This window comes from Synechococcus sp. KORDI-49, from assembly GCF_000737575.1.
GTDB lineage: Bacteria > Cyanobacteriota > Cyanobacteriia > PCC-6307 > Cyanobiaceae > Parasynechococcus.
The window spans coordinates 1,348,522-1,365,775 of the sequence record NZ_CP006270.1; the positions used below are offsets into that span (position 1 = coordinate 1,348,522).

Below are 17,254 nucleotides of genomic sequence, written 5' to 3' on the forward strand. Positions count from 1 at the left end.
AAACAACAATGCTCAACTCGCCTACAAAGCTAAAAAATCAAGCAACGCCGTCTCTTAAAAACGGCTGAGAAACGCCAGTGAACTTGATACAAATTTAAGCCAATATGCAGCCCCTAACATACAAGTGGCAAAACAGCATCCCCGAACTGAGGGATGCCAACGCCTTGCTCTACCCCCCAATTGGGGGACAAACAATCTGACCTGCAAACCATCGCTCCCCATACCGTCAAAGTCTTCGCTCAACACATCCAGATCTCATGTGCTCCATCTGGATAGGCAATCAGATCAAACGGTATCGAGAAAACTCAACCACGACCTTTGGCAATAAAAGGAGTGAACAAGGAGGCCCCCAATAGCTACTCAAAACTGGAAGATCACACCGGCGCTCGCACGCCAAACTGTGCCACGCTCGCTGTCCCAAAGCTCCACACCTCCCCTTCCGTACAGCTTCACAAAAGTGCTGTCGAAGCTCTGAATCGTGTAATCCAATCCAGCCTCCATCAATGCACCATTCTCTGTTCCAAGCTGCGAATCAAATGTTGCCATCTTCTTACTGAACTTGTAACCAATTTCCTGTCCTTCGTTCGCCATGTTCCAGTCCGAAAGCCAGGCAGCACGCACACTCGGCACCAACAAGCCACGTTCACCGATGCGGATCGGTACCGACAGCTTCATCCCCAACTCTGTCTCTGCAAAGTTTGTCGTGCGACTCTTGTACTTCAACCGCAGATTCTTATCACTACCGTGGCTTTCTGAAAAGCGTTGTTCGTAGTTACGGGTCCACACAACCTGGCCTTGCGGCTCCAGAAGCACTCCACCGGTCTTGAATGGTGCACCAATCCGCAATGCCCCGAGGTAACTGGTCACGCTCTTGTCACCCCTTGCAGTGTTGCCGCCCAGATCATTGTTGATCTGCACAATGTTGCGTGACTGCTCACCGGTGAATTCACTCGCCCCAAGTAGACCCTGCACATAGAAATGGCGAGTTGAGTACTCGGCAGTGATACCGCCGCCCCATCCCTCGGGGCTCCAGCTGCCGCCACCGGTATCACCGCTGCGGTGCTGAACATTCAGATCGCCATAATTGGCATAAGCACCGATCTGGAAGCTCTCACTCAGCGCCACATCCACACCAAAGCTGGTGCCGTAGGCGCTCAGGTCGTAGTCGTTATACAAACTCGATGAGTCGTCAGCTCGGCTGTTGCCACCGAATCCCCTCACCCAGGCGCTGACGCCATCGTGCTTAGACAGATTCAACTCGTCGTCTTGCTGATCAACAAGACTGACGCCATCGAGGTCCACCACCGCTGCTTCTTCCTCAAAGACGGGTTCCTCCTGAACAAGCGATTCCCTCACGAGCGACTCCTCAAACTGACGCAGCGGTTGACGATCAAACACTGCATCCACCAACAAATTGTTATGCAGCGCCAGGCCACGACCAGCTGCATCCACATTCCGAGGAGCTAGGCCGCTGGCCACCAACCGAGACAACTCGCCGTAGTCAAAACCAAGCAGCAGATCGATCTGTTCACCCTGCAGACCATCCAACAGGGCATCAATGATTTCAGTCGCTGCCTCTTCTTCTGCATCCCAAGCTTCATCTTCATCGCCAGGAATATCACTGATTACATCGCACAAATCGTCGCCCACTTCACAACCCGGAAGTTGATCAAGCTCGCCATCACCATCCGCGTCTGGATCAGTCTTATCAGGAATGCCGTCGTTGTCGTCATCAGGGTCAAGGATATCGGGCAAGCCATCATCATCCGTGTCTGGCAACTCATTCCCCACCAAACAGTCATCTCCCTCACAGGGCTTATCCGGCTTCGGGTCGATCAAATCCGGCAGGCCATCACCATCAGTGTCTGGCAACTCGTTCCCCACCAAACAGTCATCTCCCTCACAGGGCTTATCCGGCTTCGGGTCGATCAAATCCGGCAGGCCGTCACCATCGGTGTCTGGCAACTCATTCCCCACCAAACAGTCATCTCCCTCACAGGGCTTATCCGGCTTCGGGTCGATCAAATCCGGCAGGCCATCACCATCGGTGTCCGGCAACTCATTCCCCACCAAACAGTCATCTCCCTCACAGGGCTTATCCGGCTTCGGATCGATCAAATCCGGCAGACCGTCACCATCAGTGTCTGGCAACTCGCCAACATTCGGCAAGTCGATGCCAATGAGATCCGGCAACTCATTGCCGATCAGATCCGGCAACTCGTTACCAATCAAATTAGGCTCGTCATTACCGGGCTTCGAGCATTCACCATCGACAAAGCTTTGACCCTCTGGACAAAACGATCCTTCCGGCTGCTCAGTTCCAATCAGACAAAACTCATCATCAGAACAAGGGACTATAGGCAGAAGCGAACTCGATTCAAGCTCAGGACTTGGATAGTTGAGGTCCAAGCCATCGCAATCAGGGTCTCCAGGATGCAGACCACAAAAAAGCTCTTCCTGCGTCTTCGGCTCAATCATGAGATTGAGTGAGCCTTCGGTCAGATAGCCCTTATAAAGAGCAGGACCCATCACAGCATTGTCTTCGCCGAGCCCTTTAAATCCGAAACCAGCTCGGCCAACACCAGCAATGACCAAATAAGTGTTTTGCGCAAGCTGATTAGCGCTATCAACAACACCATCAATAATCTTCCATTCGCCCTCAGGCTCTTCTGCCGAAGGAGCCGTAACAACCAAGCTACCGCTCTCAAAGATGAATTTTTCGTTCACCTTAATAGGCGCATTTTTGGCCTTATCTTGCAAGTTCACAACAATGCCACCAGGGCTCCCGGAGTTAATCACATCTGCACGCAGCCTGATGTAGTCAGCTTCAAACGGCTTCTCCTGCTCGACGTACATCCGCCCAGCTTCGAAAACCTCCACATCCACAATGCGCTGCTCAAATCCCAGAAAATTCAAGACACCATCGCGTGATGCTGTGGTTTTAATATTTTGACTAAAACTAAAATCATTATTGGCTCTTACTTCGCCTCCCACCACATCAAGCGCTCCTTCAAAGAAGTTACGACCGGCGAATACAGTTACGCCTGACTGAACACTGAATTCTCCAATCGAACCGTTAACTGAATCTTCTCCAGGGCCTTTGCCCAAATCCTTAACAGAACCACCTTTTGAAATAATTTTCTCAGCACTGAGAACACCATCATTTCCCTCAATCAACCCTCCATTCAATCGGATCAGTCGGAGAAATTGATTTGTCCCATTCAAATCCAGAGCACCATCTTGAGAAATAGACGTCGTATCAGATTGAGAGCTCAACGCACCATCAACTCCAGCCTTCAGAGTGGCACCTTGCTGAATCGTTGTGCGACCACTGTAATCATTAGGCTTATTGAGAGTTAAGGCTGTCTTTTCCGCGATAACAAGACCACCCTTACCAGTAAGGCTGGCATCAATAACTCCGCCACTTGCAAAGACGTCATCCTCTGTAGCCAAAGTACCCTGAGAAATCACACCATCTTCAAGCCTCAGACTCTTCACACTTTGGGAACTATCACCCAATTCAAGTGCACCACGAACAATATGCATGGATTGATTGCTTAGTGCATTTTCTTTCAAGACGGCAAGTCTTGCCTCCTTCTGCACAACTGTGTTGCCGCTGTAATCACTAGAGGAACCACTCATTGTCGTCTCCCCTTCTTCTACAATTAGGCCTCCTGCACCAGTGACTTTGACATTAATTGATCCACCTCTTGACTGCAGATCCTCACCTGTCGATAAAGAACCCGTCTCAATTGATCCACCTTCAAGCATCAACTTATTCACGTGTTGTCTTTCACCACCCAAATCGAGAGTTCCAACAATCGTGTGTTCGGATACTTCATTCAATACCCCCCGTAGAGTTGCACCCTCCTCAACAGTCGTGGCACCGGAATAATCACTACCGGTGCCGTAAAGGGTCGTTGTTCCAGCTTTGGCGACCAATCCACCATCACCAGTGAGCTTGGTTCGAATAGAGCCGCCTCTTGACTGCAGATCCTTACCTGTCGACAAAGAACCCGTCTCAATTGATCCACCTTCCAGAATCAACGAATTCACATGTTGCCTCTCACCACCTAAATCAAGAGTTCCAACAATCGTATGCTCCGAACTCGCACTCAATGCACCTTCAGCACCGGCCCGTAGAACTGCATCCTCCATAACATTCGTAGGGCCGGAATAATCACTATCGGTGCCATGAAGGGTCGTTGTTCCAGCTTTGGCGACCAATCCACCATCACCAGTGAGCTTGGTTCGAATAGAGCCGCCTCTTGACTGCAGATCCTTACCTGTCGACAAAGAACCCGTCTCAATTGATCCACCTTCCAGAATCAACGAATTCACATGTTGCCTCTCACCACCTAAATCAAGAGTTCCAACAATCGTATGCTCCGAACTCGCACTCAATGCACCTTCAGCACCGGCCCGTAGAACTGCATCCTCCATAACATTCGTAGGGCCGGAATAATCACTATCGGTGCCATGAAGGGTCGTTGTTCCAGCTTTGGCGACCAATCCACCATCACCAGTGAGCTTGGTTCGAATAGAGCCGCCTCTTGACTGCAGATCCTCACCTGTCGATAAAGAACCCGTCTCAATTGATCCACCTTCCAGAATCAACGTATTCACATGTTGCCTCTCACCACCTAAATCGAGAGTTCCAACAATCGTGTGTTCGGATCCTTCATTCAATACCCCCCGTAGAGTTGCACCCTCCTCAACAGTCGTGGCACCGAAATAGTCACTACCGGTGCTATAAAGAGTCGTTATTCCCTCTTCCGCAACCAAGCCACCAGAACCAGTCAGGCTGGCAAAAATCTCACCACCACTTGAAAAAAGACCACCCTCCGTCGACAAAATACCTTCAGAAATCACACCACCATCAAGATTCAAAGCTTTGACCTGCTGATGCCAATCTCCATCGCCTAATTCAAAAAATCCACGAATGGTATGACTGGATGCTTCACTCAATGCAGAATGATTCATAGCGATGAGGCTGGCCCCATCCTCAATGACTGTTTCACCGGTGTAGTTACTCGATCCTCCCAACCGGGTCGTTGAACCAGATGTCGTCCGCAACGCTGCATTGCCTGTGATCCCCGAACCTCTTTCTCCAGTGACGGCGAGCTCACCTTTGTTGGTGATTTGTGTTTCCTTAGCCCCCTTAGTCCCCATAATTGTGATGGAGGAGAAGGTCGCCTCGCCAGTACCGGCTTCACTCCTGGCAGCAGAACTGTCAATAATCACATCCCCAGACTGAACCTGAAGTTCCTGAGGAATATTTTCAAAGCCATAGCCCTTGATGTCATAAGTCCATGTGCCTGCTTGTTGAGTCAGGCTGTTGAACCGAGTGAGAGATTGGACAGCAAATGATCCGGAATCAAGAACTGACGTTCCGAGCACAAGATGATCATCAAGGCTCTGGGAACCTTCAAGAACGACTGCAGCGAGATTGCCATTTTGCAAGGAAACGATATTCTCTTCAGCCAAGAGATTGGCAAGTTCGTTATTGCCATCAGCAACCGGTGCAATGCTGTTGAAACTGATCACACCAGCACGAAACGTGCCTTCAGAGATCGATAGTGTGTTGCCTTGCAAATTATTGCTCTGCAGCCCGGCGCTCTCCAACAACAAACAGGTTTTATCTGCAGAAACCGAATAGTTACCATCTCGATCAAAATTACAACCTTCGAGCTCCTCAGAAGTTTCCCAGTCATCGTTGTATTTAATGAGTGCAAAGTTCTTCAGAGCGCTTCGCTCAAAGCCAGGCAATTGGTCTGGCATTAGGTTTTGATAGACATTCATCTCACCAACCCACTCACGCCCATTGAAGGAACCAATATCACCACCATCGATCACTGAACCAGCGGGAATCTCTACCGTGGCTTGGTTCGTAACGAATAAATCATCTCCCAAGCCCAGGTTGATCGCCGCTTGACAACCATCATCACTACACTCGCCCAGTTTGGTGGTCATTGAACCGCTCAGGGTTAAGTCTGCACCGGCATCAAGGGTGAGCTGATCATCTCCATCGCTTCCCTGCAAAACCTTGGCCTTGGCCGTGCCTTGCAGCTCAAGCGAACCGCCGTCGGCATGGTCTCGGTCAAACAGATCAACCGTGCCTCCCACATCCAGGCTGGAACCCAATTGAATGGCGATGCTGTGGGAGAACACATCACCATTGTTCAAAGCAACGCTCGACGGCGATGTGGACTTTTCCGAGCCAATCCGAATGAAGTCGGCATCTAAACTGCCATTCTCGATGGTGAACCTGCTGCTGCCGGATTGATTGCTCTCCTGGCCTACCAGCAAGCCCCTCACCTGAGCAGATGTCTGCCCTACTACACCGGTGATGGTGGTGATGGAATTACCACGCATCAACATAGGCGCGCTGGTTTCGAGAGAACCGGTGATTGTGAGTTCACCAGAGCTCTCAATCGATTGATTGGATCGGGATGCTGTCTTGACGCTGAGATCTTCAAAGATGGCATTGCCACTAATATTCAGACTTCCGGAGTTGGTGAGCCGCGTTGCCTGCAATCCTCCAGAACCCAAGTTGATCTCACCGGAATTCTCAATTGACCCTTCAGATTGACTCAAACCTGTGAGATTGATTTGTCCCTCATTGGTCAAATTACGGCTCACCAAAGTGCCTTCTTGTACAGTTGCACCTGCATCCGTGGTAAGGGTATGGATGGTATGGCTCTCTTTACCCAGGTCAAGGGTGCCTCCACTCTCAACGGTCGTGTCAGAAAAAGCACTGAGGGCGTTGGCTCTGCCTACCTGGAGTATGCCCGCGTTGATCGTAGTTGTGCCTGTGTAGGTATTATTGCCAGAAAACGTTGTTGTACCCGATCCTTCTTTAACGAAAGAAGCAGTACCTGAAATCACACCAGAGACTTCTGTAGATGAATCATCGCCACCCGCTCTAAGCACAACACCATCTGACAGTTCAATGAAACCGGCACCAGCAATCGAGCCGATTGTGTCAGTGGAAGCAACGTCGTAGGTGGCATCCTCGGCAACAGTGACCGCTGTGGAGTCACTCAGTGAGCCTGTGACTTCGAGTGTGCCCCCGTTGATGTTGGTTGCGCCTTCATAGGTGTTATTACCAGAGAATATTGTTGTACCAGTGCCTGCTTTGGTGAACGAACCAGCACCTGAAATGACACCAGAGACAGTTGTTGAGTTGTTGTTGCCGCCAGCTGTGAGTGTTTTGCCGCTTGTTAGTTGAATAGAGCCAGCACCAGCAATCGAGCCGATCGTGTCAGTGGAAGCAACGTCGTAGGTGGCATCCTCGGCAACAGTGACCGCTGTGGAGTCACTCAGTGAGCCTGTGACTTCGAGTGTGCCCCCGTTGATGTTGGTTGCGCCTTCATAGGTGTTATTACCAGAGAATATTGTTGTACCAGTGCCTGCTTTGGTGAACGAACCAGCACCTGAAATGACACCAGAGACAGTTGTTGAGTTGTTGTTGCCGCCAGCTGTGAGTGTTTTGCCGCTTGTTAGTTGAATAGAGCCAGCACCAGCAATCGAGCCGATTGTGTCAGTGGAAGCAACGTCGTAGGTGGCATCCTCGGCAACAGTGACCGCTGTGGAGTCACTCAGTGAGCCTGTGACTTCGAGTGTGCCCCCGTTGATGTTGGTTGCGCCTTCATAGGTGTTATTACCAGAGAATATTGTTGTACCAGTGCCTGCTTTGGTGAACGAACCAGCACCTGAAATGACACCAGAGACTTCTGTAGATGAATCATCGCCACCCGCTCTAAGCACAACACCATCTGACAGTTCAATGAAACCGGCACCAGCAATAGAACCGATCGAATCGGTTGCATCAACGTCATAAGTGGCACCCTTAGCGACAGAAACTGCCGTGGAATCACTCAATGTGCCTGTAACTTGGAGTGTTCCTTCGTTAATACTGGTTGCACCTGTATAGGTGTTGGCTCCAGAGAGTGTAGTCATTCCACCACTTGTGGTTAACCCGGCCGAGGGCGAGGCGCCAGTGAGACTCGCAAATATCAGTCCAACACTTGAATCCACACCCTCCTTCGTGGACAAGATTCCTTCAGAAATCACACCATCTTCGAGATTCAGCTTTTTGACCAGCTGTCGACCGCCTCCTTCACCCAAGTCAAGAAAACCACGAATGGTGTGACTAGAATCATCACTCAAAGCAAACTCATTCAAAGCGATGAGACTCGCCCCATCCTCGACGACGGTGTCACCGGTGTAGTTACTTGACCCTCCCAACCAGGTTGTTGAACCAGATGTCGTCAGCAACGCTGCATTGCCTGTGATCCCCGAACCTCTTTCTCCAGTGACGGCGAGCTCACCTTTGTTGGTGATTTGTGTTTCCTGGCCACCAAGAATTGCGATAGAGGAGAACGTAGCTTCACCAGTAGCGGCTCCACTGGCATCAGCGGTGCTATCAATCATCACATCTCCGGATTGAACCTGAAGTTCCAGAGGGTCATCCCCAAAATCGTAGCCCTTAATGTCGTAGGTCCACGTGCCACCTTGCTGTTTGAGGCGATCAAAACCTGAGAGCAATTGAACAGACAAAGCACCCGATTCACCTTGGTCAGAGCCAAGCAAAAAATCATCATCAACATCCGAACGCCCCTCAACCACAACAGCGGAAAGATTGCCATTCTCAAGACGAATGACATTATCTAGAGCTGACGGAGTATCTCCATCGACATCAAAGCTGATCACACCAGCACGCAAGGTGGCGCCATTGTCGATTGACAGCGTATTGCCTCTGGGTGACTCTGCTTCCAACAACAAACAAGTACGATCCTCGGCAACTAAAAAATTGCCATCACCATCAAAATTGCAAGCCTTTAGGCCTTGAGGTGTTTCCCAATCACCGTCGTAATTGATCAGAGCAAAGTTACGCAAAGCACTGCGTTCAAAACCAGGGGATTGATCCGGAGACTCGTTTTCATAGACATTGATCTCACCCACCCATTCTCCGTTGATGATGGTGCCAAGATCACCACCATCAATCACTGAACCAGAGGAAATCGACACCTTGGCTTGATTGGTGACCAAGAGATCATTTCCAGACCCCAGATTGATCGCTGCATCACAGCCACCACCTCTGCATTGGCCCAGATTGGTGGATGTTGACCCACTCAGGGTTAAATCGGAACCCGCATCAAGGTTGACCTGATCATCTCCATCGCTTCCTTGCAGAACCTCAGCCTTGGCCGTGCCATGCAGCTCAAGCGAACCACCGTTGGCATTGTCTTGCTCAAACAGATCAATCGTGCCTTCAACATCCAGGCTCGATCCAGATTGAATGGTGATGCTGTGAGAGAACACATCACCGTTGTTCAAGGTGACGCTCGATGGTGACGAAGACTTTTCCGAGCCAATCCGAATGAAATCGGAATCTAAGTTGCCCTTGCGAAGCGTGAAACTGCTCCTGCCGGATTGATTGCTCTCCTGGCCCACCAGCAGGCCCCTCACCTGAGCAGATGTCTGCCCAGCCACACCGGTGATGGTGGTGGTGGAACTACCACGCGTCAGCACAGAATCATCTGTCTCAAGGGAGCCTGAAATTGTGAGATTGGCAGAATTCTCAATGGAGTGATTGGAGACTGTCTGGTCGACTGTCAAGTCGACAAAGGTTGCATTACCGCTGGTGACCAAGGACTCGACTTCTGCCGATCCTTTGACATCGAGAGTGCCTGAGTTGGTGACGCGCGTGGCCTGCAGGCTTCCCGAGCCCAAGTTGATCTCACCTGGATTGATAATCGATCCCTGGGATTGACTCAAGCCTGTGAGAGAGATTTGACCCTCATTGGTCAAATCGCGGTTCACCAACGTGCCATTTTCAACCTTGGATTTCCACCCGTTCACGGTGAGTTTGTTGATGGTCTGGGTTTTCCCTCCCAGATCAAGAGTGGCACCACCCTCGACGGTGGTTTCAGACCTACTGCTCAACGCATTGGCACTTCCAGCCTTCAGTGTTCCCTTCTTCACAGTGGTTGCGCCTTCATAGGTGTTATTACCAGAGAATATTGTTGTACCAGTGCCTGCTTTGGTGAACGAACCAGCACCTGAAATGACACCAGAGACAGTTGTTGAGTTGTTGTTGCCGCCAGCTGTGAGTGTTTTGCCGCTTGTTAGTTGAATAGAGCCAGCACCAGCAATCGAGCCGATTGTGTCAGTGGAAGCAACGTCGTAGGTGGCATCCTTGGCAACAGTGACCGCTGTGGAGTCACTCAGTGAGCCTGTGACTTTGAGTGTGCCCTTGTCGATGGTTGTTGTGCCTGTATAAGAATTCTTTCCAGCCAAGGTCTGGGTACCACCCCCATTGATCACCAAGCGACCCGAACCTTTGAGATCACCGGAATAGATCGCTGTGCCGGAAGCCGTTTTGGAGAGAAGGCCAAAATTGCGAAGGCTGCCCGAGCCGGATAACGCACTGAAGTTGAGATTTTTGCTATGCAGATCAAACACTGATCCACTGTTCAGCGTGATGTTGTAGGCACCCGTTCCAAGCTTGTGGGCATCCACCCAGGCATTGGACGCCAACGACAATTGCTTGGTGCCAGTGGACGAGCTGTTGATGACACAGCCGCCACCGGACGACACATTTTTGGAAGATCCCTCACCACCAGATGTTTTAAAGCAATAGGGATTTTGAAACCCCGAAAATTCGAACCGACCGTTCCACCAATTGGATGAACCATTTTGTCGAATGGTTTTCGCCGTAACGGTGGGATTGGCACGTTTCCAGCCCTCAAAAGCGCCCCATGTTGCCAACCGCGACCAATCCACAGGAATGGTGGTGGTGGATTGAACAGCGCCCCTATCTGTATTGCCGTTTTTACCAGCTCGTGCGAAAAACCATCGCTGACCACTGCTTAATTTGTTCCCACTGGAATTGAGCTGAAAGAGGGCATCGATGCAGTGACTGCCTTGACTTGGCTTTGAACAATTTCTGTAAATATCATCGCCATCTTTTTTATCTGGGACAGCCCACGGGATGGAATACTTGCGATCCGCAATCCCGGATTTCAAGAGCTCTGTAGCCCAGTCCAAGCCCGATACATTCTGAAGCTGAAGACCGGATGCCTCAAATTGGATCCTGCTCCAACCCATGCGCATCCGCTGTCCATCAGCCGTATCGCTTGGATCAATCCCTCTCGACCCAAGACTTTTCAGACGAATCCATTTCAGTGGATCCGCACCGCTTACACCATTACCCGTGCTTGGATTCCATCGAAACTCGGAGACTTCACCAAACCAGATCTGAGACTTATCACTCGGACTCGTTTCACCTGCAACAACAGGCTGATGGAGAAACTGCTGCGACAAAGCAGCAAAAAACATCAAAAAACCAAGCCGTTGAATGCGTTTTAGAGACTTGCCGCTTGAGCGACGGTTATGACCAGCAGTAGCGAAGCGATAAACAAAGAAACCGGAAAAATGCTGTACACCGGCTTCTTTCTTATCCAACGTTTTCAATCTTCAATTGATACATATTAACGATAACGGGCGGGCGCGACTCAACAAGAGACAAAAAGATTGAGACCAAAAAGAATAAGAATGATTCTCGCTCGCTATCACATTTTCAATAAGAATGATTCTCGCTCGCTATCACATTGAAAGCGGCGGCCAAGTCCCTCCAACCGCCAGGCATGCAACCGATAGCCCCCATCCCCGGGGGTTGCGGTTGCTGAAATCTCGCGATGAGGCAAATACAACGGATCCCCCAGCAGCGGACTGCCCAGCTGCGCCAGATGGATGCGGATCTGATGGGGCCGGCCGGTGGTGATCGTCACCTGCAAGCGATCGCCCTCAGCCGTGCGCTCCAACAGCTCCAGCTCAGAGTGGGCCGAAAGGCGTTTGCGGATCGGCGCATCGTCGTGCGGTTCCGGCCCCCAGATCCAGCCCAGGATCGGATGCGGCCGTTCCACCACATCACTGGTCACCGTCAAACACTGCCCCCGCTCCAAAGCCGGCACCCGCTGACTCCAGGCCTGATACACCTTGCGGCAACCGCCCTCCGGCCGGAACTGTTTCGACCAGAAAGCACGGGTTTGCGGCGTGCGGGCACACACCTGCAAACCGGAGGTGAAGCGCCCCAGGCGGTGCACCGGCCGCGCACCTGTGGGTTCGAGCAAGGCCGTGAGCGTGTGGCGCAGAAAGCCCCCACCGGGCATCACCGGCAAGCCCGAGGGCTTGTTGATCACCAACAGATCGCCGTCGTCATGGATCGTCTGCCATTGATCGGGAATCGCCTCCTCCCGCCAGGGCGGGCGACGCCAACAGAGGATCTCTCCGCCCTGCAGTTGCCGATCTGCCAACAAGCGCAGCCCATTGCAATCCAGCTCACCAGCGGTGATGCGCTGACGCCACATCTCGGCATCCGAATGGCGATAGAGCTGCGCCAACCAGTCGATCAAGGACGAGCCGGCCGCTTCAGCCGGCACCCGGTCGCGATACGTCCAGCCCTGATTGAGCGCCGCCTCGCGCCAGCCAGCCCTCAAGTCACCAGACGGTGCTCCAGGGCATAGCGCACCAGTTCCGTGCGGCTGGACGTGCCGGTCTTGTTGAACAGCCGACTCACGTACTTCTCGACGTTGCGGATCGAGGTCTCCAGCTGGCGGGCGATCTCCTTGTTCATCAGCCCCTCGGCCACCAGTTGCAGCACGCTCGCCTCCCGCGGCGTGAAGCTGTGCACCACCGGCTCTTTCGCGGGCAGAGCTTCCGCCTGGGCCAGCAGGGAGCGGATTTCGGTGATCTGCTTGGCCATCTGACCCATGTCCGTGTCAGCGAAGCGGGCCGCCTCCTGCAGCAACCGCTGCTGGCGCTGCGCCACGTTGCGCACCCGCGCCACCAGTTCATCCGGGTCGAACGGCTTGGGGATGTAGTCATCCACGCCGGCCATGTACCCCTGGGTGCGGTCCGCCGTCATCCCCTTGGCCGTGAGGAAGATCACCGGGGTTCCTCCCAAACGCTCGTCGGCCCGCAGCTTCTTCAGCAGGCCGTAGCCATCGAGTCTCGGCATCATCACGTCGCTGATCACCAGATCCGGCAGCATCTGCTGCGCCTTCACGAAGCCCTCCTCGCCATCCACGGCCGTGGTCACATCGAATCCCTCGTCCTCGAGGTAAGCCTGAACCGCTGTTCGCAGACCGGGCTCATCGTCAACCAGCAGCAGCCTCGGCGCCGGAACCTCCTGCTCGTCTGTGCTGGGTGGGGGGGCGTCGCTCATGGCTGGCTCGCACTCAGTTCAATGTATGAAGCACGAGCTCAGGGAGCCAGTGCGGGTAACTGCTCCTGACGTTCGGGAATCAGGGTCGAATACCCCAGAGACAGGGCCTTGTCCCTCAGCGTGACCGGATCGGTGCCCGCCAGCTCCGGAACACAGGCCGCCCACCAGACCAGATGATCCTCACGGTTGGTGTCGTTCACCGGACCCCCGGGATTGATCGTCCGCACGTACACCGCCGTCGCGGTGCGTTTGACGCGAACCGGGCTGGAGGCGCTGCAGTCGACCGACTCGAAGTAGATGTTCAGATCGGAAGGGGATTCCTCCCAGATCTGATAACGCCGCATGGTGTCCGTGGACGAGGGCGTCCTCACCGCATAGATGCCGATGATGCGCGGGCCTCCGGCATCGGGCTCCTCGATCAGCACCTTCAGATCCTGAGGCCTGGATTTCTTCATCTGCTCCAGCACCTCCTGACGATCGATCCCGCGGATCGGCGCAGTGCACAGCAGCACAGGCAAGGCAACGGCTGCGGACAACATCAGCCTGGACAGCACAGAACGCATGCGCGTTGCGGCGGAAATCTGCGCACCATGGTGACAAGAACCCGCGCCTCTGATCTGACCTCGTCACCACTTGCCTTTGATCACCAGGCGACCACGCCCTGTGCTGCCGAAGTGGTGGAGGCGATGGAGCCGTACTGGTGCGAGCAGTGGGGCAATCCCTCAAGCCGGCAGCATCGGCTCGGGCTCAGTGCCGCCGCCGCGGTCTCCCTGGCGCGACGGCAGCTGGCGGAATGCCTGGCGGTGGAACCCGAACGGGTGGTGTTCACCAGCGGGGCCACCGAAGCCAACAACCTCGCCCTGCTTGGCCACGCCAGAGCCCGGAGGCGTTCGGGAGACCGGCCGGGCCATCTCATCAGCGTGGTCACAGAACACCACGCCGTTCTCGACCCTCTCCATCAGCTTCAGCGCGAGGGATTCCAGCTGACGTTGCTGAAGCCTGGACCCGATGGCCTGATCAGCCCGGACGATCTCAGGGATGCGATCACCGCTGACACGGTGATGGTGAGCGTGATGGCGGCCAACAATGAAATCGGAGTGCTGCAACCACTGGCGGAACTCTCCGCGATCTGCCGGCAACGGGGCATCACGGTTCACAGCGATGCGGCCCAGGCCTTTGGACATATTCCCCTCGATCCGGATGCCCTGGGACTGGACCTGGTCAGCCTCAGCGCCCACAAGCTGTACGGCCCCAAAGGGATCGGAGCCCTGGTGATCCGCCCGGGGATCGATCTCACCCCTCTTCAGTGGGGCGGCGGCCAGGAACAGGGCCTGCGCCCCGGCACCCTCCCGGCTCCCCTGATCGTCGGGTTCGCTGCCGCGGCACGGCTGACGGTCTCGGAACGGGATGCCCGTTCCGCGCGACTGCAAAAGCTGCGGGATCACCTGCTCCGCGGTCTGGAGGAACAGCTTCCTCAGATCCTGCTCAACGGAGCTCAGGCACCACGCCTGGCTCACAACCTCAACATCAGCGTCCCCGGGGTCAATGGCAATCGCCTGCATCGGGCTCTGCGTCCGGAACTCACCTGCAGCAGCGGATCCGCCTGCAGCAACGGCTCACCCTCCCATGTGCTGCAGGCTCTCGGCCGCAGCCGACAGCTGGCGGAAGCCTCCCTGCGGCTCAGCCTCGGACGAAGCACCACCGAGCAGGACGTGGAGCAGGCGATCCGTGTGATCACGCAGGCAGTGCGTGCGCTCACCCCTTGAACTCAGTACCTTCCGACTGATCCCTGAAACCGATGATGACCAGCACGCCGGGGCACTCTCTCGATGCGGGCTTGGCGATCCGGGATGGCTGGAGGGCTTTCCTGCTTTCCCCGTGGAGCTTCGTCGGCTTCGCGGTCGTCGCGACGATCCTGTCGTCGCTGGTGGATCTGCTTCCCGGAATCGCCGGGTTTCTGGCCACAACGCTGATCGATCTCTGGATCAGCATCGGGCTGGTGCGTGGTGCCTGGATCGCGCTCGACGGAAGAAAACCGGCCTTCGCGGATCTCGCCGCCCTGAACGGTCCGGCGATCTGGCGGTTGTTCAGCAGTCAGCTGGTGCTGGCTCTGCTGCTGTTGCCGATCGCTCTGATCGTGATCGGGGTTGCCCTGACCGCCGCCGAGGCCATCCAGCCCGCCGCCCGGCTGCTGAATCTCAGTTTCACGAGCGATCTGAGCGATCCGCAGCAGCTCAACGTGCTGATCCCGGGCTATCAGACGATGGTCATGAAGCTCATGCAGAGCCCCGTGGCCCTCATTGCGCTGCTGAGCGGCTGGGTTCTGGCGGTGTACGTGCAGGTGAACCAGTCCTTCCTGGGCTTCATCGCACTTCTCGATGGTCGTGGCCCGATCACGACGATCCGCAGCGGCTTTGAACGTGTGAAGGGTCAGTGGTGGGCGGTGCTGGGCCTGCTGGTGCTGCAGACGATCATCCTTCTGATCGGCGTTCTGCTGATGGTTCTGGGTCTGCTGGCAGCGGTTCCCCTCGTCTTCTGCATCACCGGTGCCGCCTACCGCCAGCTGTTCGGCTCCGACGACCGGGCCGATTTCCTCAAAGGGCGGTGAGCAGCACGAACCCCACCGCTCCGATCAAGGCCAGCAGCAGCTGAGCCACCTGGCTGACGAGCAGTCCGGCCACAACCGCCAGGCCGACCCGCATCGAGCGGACAGCGCGGGCATTCCAACCGAGCTCCGGAGAGCGCTCTTGCAGCGACCATGCCTCCACGACGGTTGCCATCAACCAGGGACCGATCAGCACCCCGAATCCACCGGCCAACAGACCGAAACCGAGCCCGACAACCGCTGCCGGAGCAGACCAGCGACCAGCCTGCAGCCTCGCTGTGGCCAGGCTCACCGCCAGCAGATCGGCGATCAGCCCCAAGCCGAAGGTCACCGTGGCCAGCAGCAGCGGCGGCCAGCCGGCACTCCAGCCGACATGCCAGCACCAGAGCCCGGCACCGACCGGCAGCCAGAGCAGTCCCGGCAGCACCGGCAGCAGTGTTCCCGGCAGGGCCACCAGCTGGAGGGCCAGCGCCAGCCACCAGATCGGATCAACCGGCATCGATCCTCCGAGCCAGTCGCCACTTGGCACTGCGGCTGCGGGGATTGCTGTCCTGTTCCTCCGCGGAGGCCACGACGGGCTTGCGGGTGAGCCTTTCCAGCCGGTCATCACGCAGGAATGCCGTCTTCACGCGGCGATCCTCGAGGGAGTGGAAGCTGATGATTCCCAGCCGCCCAGCGGGCTCCAGCCAGTCCGGGGCCTGCTGAAGCAGTCGGTCCAGCACACCCAGCTCGTCGTTCACGGCGATCCGCAGGGCCTGGAAGGTGCGGGTCGCGGGATGGATGCGTCCCCGCCGCACCTTCGGCGGATAGCAGCCGGCCACGGCGTAGGCCAGGGCGGCCGTCCCGCTGTAGGCCCCCTGCGCAGCCAGATCCGCCTTGATCCTGCGGGCGATACGGCGCGACAGTCGCTCCTCTCCATAGGCGTAGATGAGGTCGGCCAGCTCGCCCTCCTCAAGCCTCCCGATCAGCTGCGCCGCCGTCTCCGTTCCCTGATCCGGGTTCATTCTCATGTCCAGAGGCCCATCCAGGCGGAAGCTGAATCCCCGCGCCGCCACATCCAGCTGGGGACTGCTCACCCCCAGATCCGCAAGCACCATCAGGGCCGGTTCGTCAGGGGTGAAGTCCGCGAAGTTGGTGGCGACGATCTGAACTCTCTCTCCGAAGGGAGCCAGTCGCTCGGCCGCTGCTGCGCGAGCCGTGGGGTCCTGATCGAGACCGATCAGCCGCCACCCCGGATGCCGCTCCAGGAGCAGAGCGCTGTGACCGCCTCCACCGAGGGTGGCATCAATGAGCAGACCGGCCGATTCCGCCAGAGGCTGCGCAGCTGCCACAACGGCATCCGCCAGCACCGGCACGTGGCTGAACTGAGGCGCGATCGGCAAGCAACGACCCGAGGTGGACTCCTTAAGATTGAT

8 protein-coding genes are annotated in these 17,254 nt (G+C 55.4%); 2 read left to right on the forward strand and 6 right to left on the reverse strand.

Going from position 1 to position 17,254, the window contains the following annotated elements; translation table 11 throughout:
• Positions 1-360: 360 nt before the first annotated feature.
• From KR49_RS07005 to KR49_RS07020, 4 genes are all read right to left on the reverse strand, one after another.
• Positions 361-11,481, reverse strand: a complete 11,121-nt coding sequence (locus KR49_RS07005; RefSeq protein WP_156957148.1) for an autotransporter-associated beta strand repeat-containing protein — start codon at positions 11,479-11,481, stop codon at positions 361-363.
• A gap of 98 nt (positions 11,482-11,579) precedes the next feature.
• A complete protein-coding gene (locus tag KR49_RS07010) occupies positions 11,580-12,506 on the reverse strand; it encodes an RNA pseudouridine synthase (RefSeq protein WP_043693323.1) in 927 nt (308 codons plus the stop codon).
• Positions 12,503-13,234: a response regulator transcription factor gene (locus tag KR49_RS07015; protein ID WP_043693326.1), complete on the reverse strand. Its 732-nt coding sequence runs from the start codon at positions 13,232-13,234 to the stop codon at positions 12,503-12,505. The genes KR49_RS07010 and KR49_RS07015 overlap by 4 nt, the downstream gene beginning before the upstream one ends.
• A gap of 38 nt (positions 13,235-13,272) precedes the next feature.
• Complete coding sequence (locus KR49_RS07020) at positions 13,273-13,797, reverse strand: hypothetical protein (RefSeq protein WP_043693329.1); 525 nt, start codon at positions 13,795-13,797, stop codon at positions 13,273-13,275.
• 27 nt (positions 13,798-13,824) lie between these two features.
• Here KR49_RS07020 and KR49_RS07025 point away from each other — a divergent pair, with 27 nt between their 5' ends.
• Positions 13,825-15,000 carry a cysteine desulfurase family protein gene (locus KR49_RS07025; protein WP_043693331.1) on the forward strand — a complete coding sequence of 392 codons (1,176 nt, stop codon included), beginning with the start codon at positions 13,825-13,827 and terminating at the stop codon, positions 14,998-15,000.
• 35 nt (positions 15,001-15,035) lie between these two features.
• Positions 15,036-15,842: a hypothetical protein gene (locus tag KR49_RS07030; protein ID WP_043697048.1), complete on the forward strand. Its 807-nt coding sequence runs from the start codon at positions 15,036-15,038 to the stop codon at positions 15,840-15,842.
• Here KR49_RS07030 and KR49_RS07035 read toward each other — a convergent pair.
• Together KR49_RS07035 and rsmH are read right to left on the reverse strand one after the other, a co-directional pair.
• Positions 15,829-16,338: a DUF456 domain-containing protein gene (locus tag KR49_RS07035; RefSeq protein ID WP_043693333.1), complete on the reverse strand. Its 510-nt coding sequence runs from the start codon at positions 16,336-16,338 to the stop codon at positions 15,829-15,831. The two genes, KR49_RS07030 and KR49_RS07035, sit on opposite strands and share 14 nt — an antisense overlap.
• Positions 16,328-17,221, reverse strand: coding sequence for a 16S rRNA (cytosine(1402)-N(4))-methyltransferase RsmH (gene rsmH / locus KR49_RS07040; RefSeq protein WP_043693336.1), 894 nt, complete (start codon positions 17,219-17,221; stop codon positions 16,328-16,330). Before rsmH ends, KR49_RS07035 begins: the two co-directional genes overlap by 11 nt.
• Positions 17,222-17,254: the final 33 nt, after the last annotated feature.

Coding starts and splice junctions, on each gene's coding strand:
- KR49_RS07015 (WP_043693326.1), bottom strand. CDS start 13,234: ATGAGCGACGCCCCCCCACCCAGCACAGACGAGCAGGAGGTTCCGGCG.
- KR49_RS07020 (WP_043693329.1), bottom strand. CDS start 13,797: ATGCGTTCTGTGCTGTCCAGGCTGATGTTGTCCGCAGCCGTTGCCTTG.
- KR49_RS07025 (WP_043693331.1), top strand. CDS start 13,825: ATGGTGACAAGAACCCGCGCCTCTGATCTGACCTCGTCACCACTTGCC.
- KR49_RS07030 (WP_043697048.1), top strand. CDS start 15,036: ATGACCAGCACGCCGGGGCACTCTCTCGATGCGGGCTTGGCGATCCGG.
- KR49_RS07035 (WP_043693333.1), bottom strand. CDS start 16,338: ATGCCGGTTGATCCGATCTGGTGGCTGGCGCTGGCCCTCCAGCTGGTG.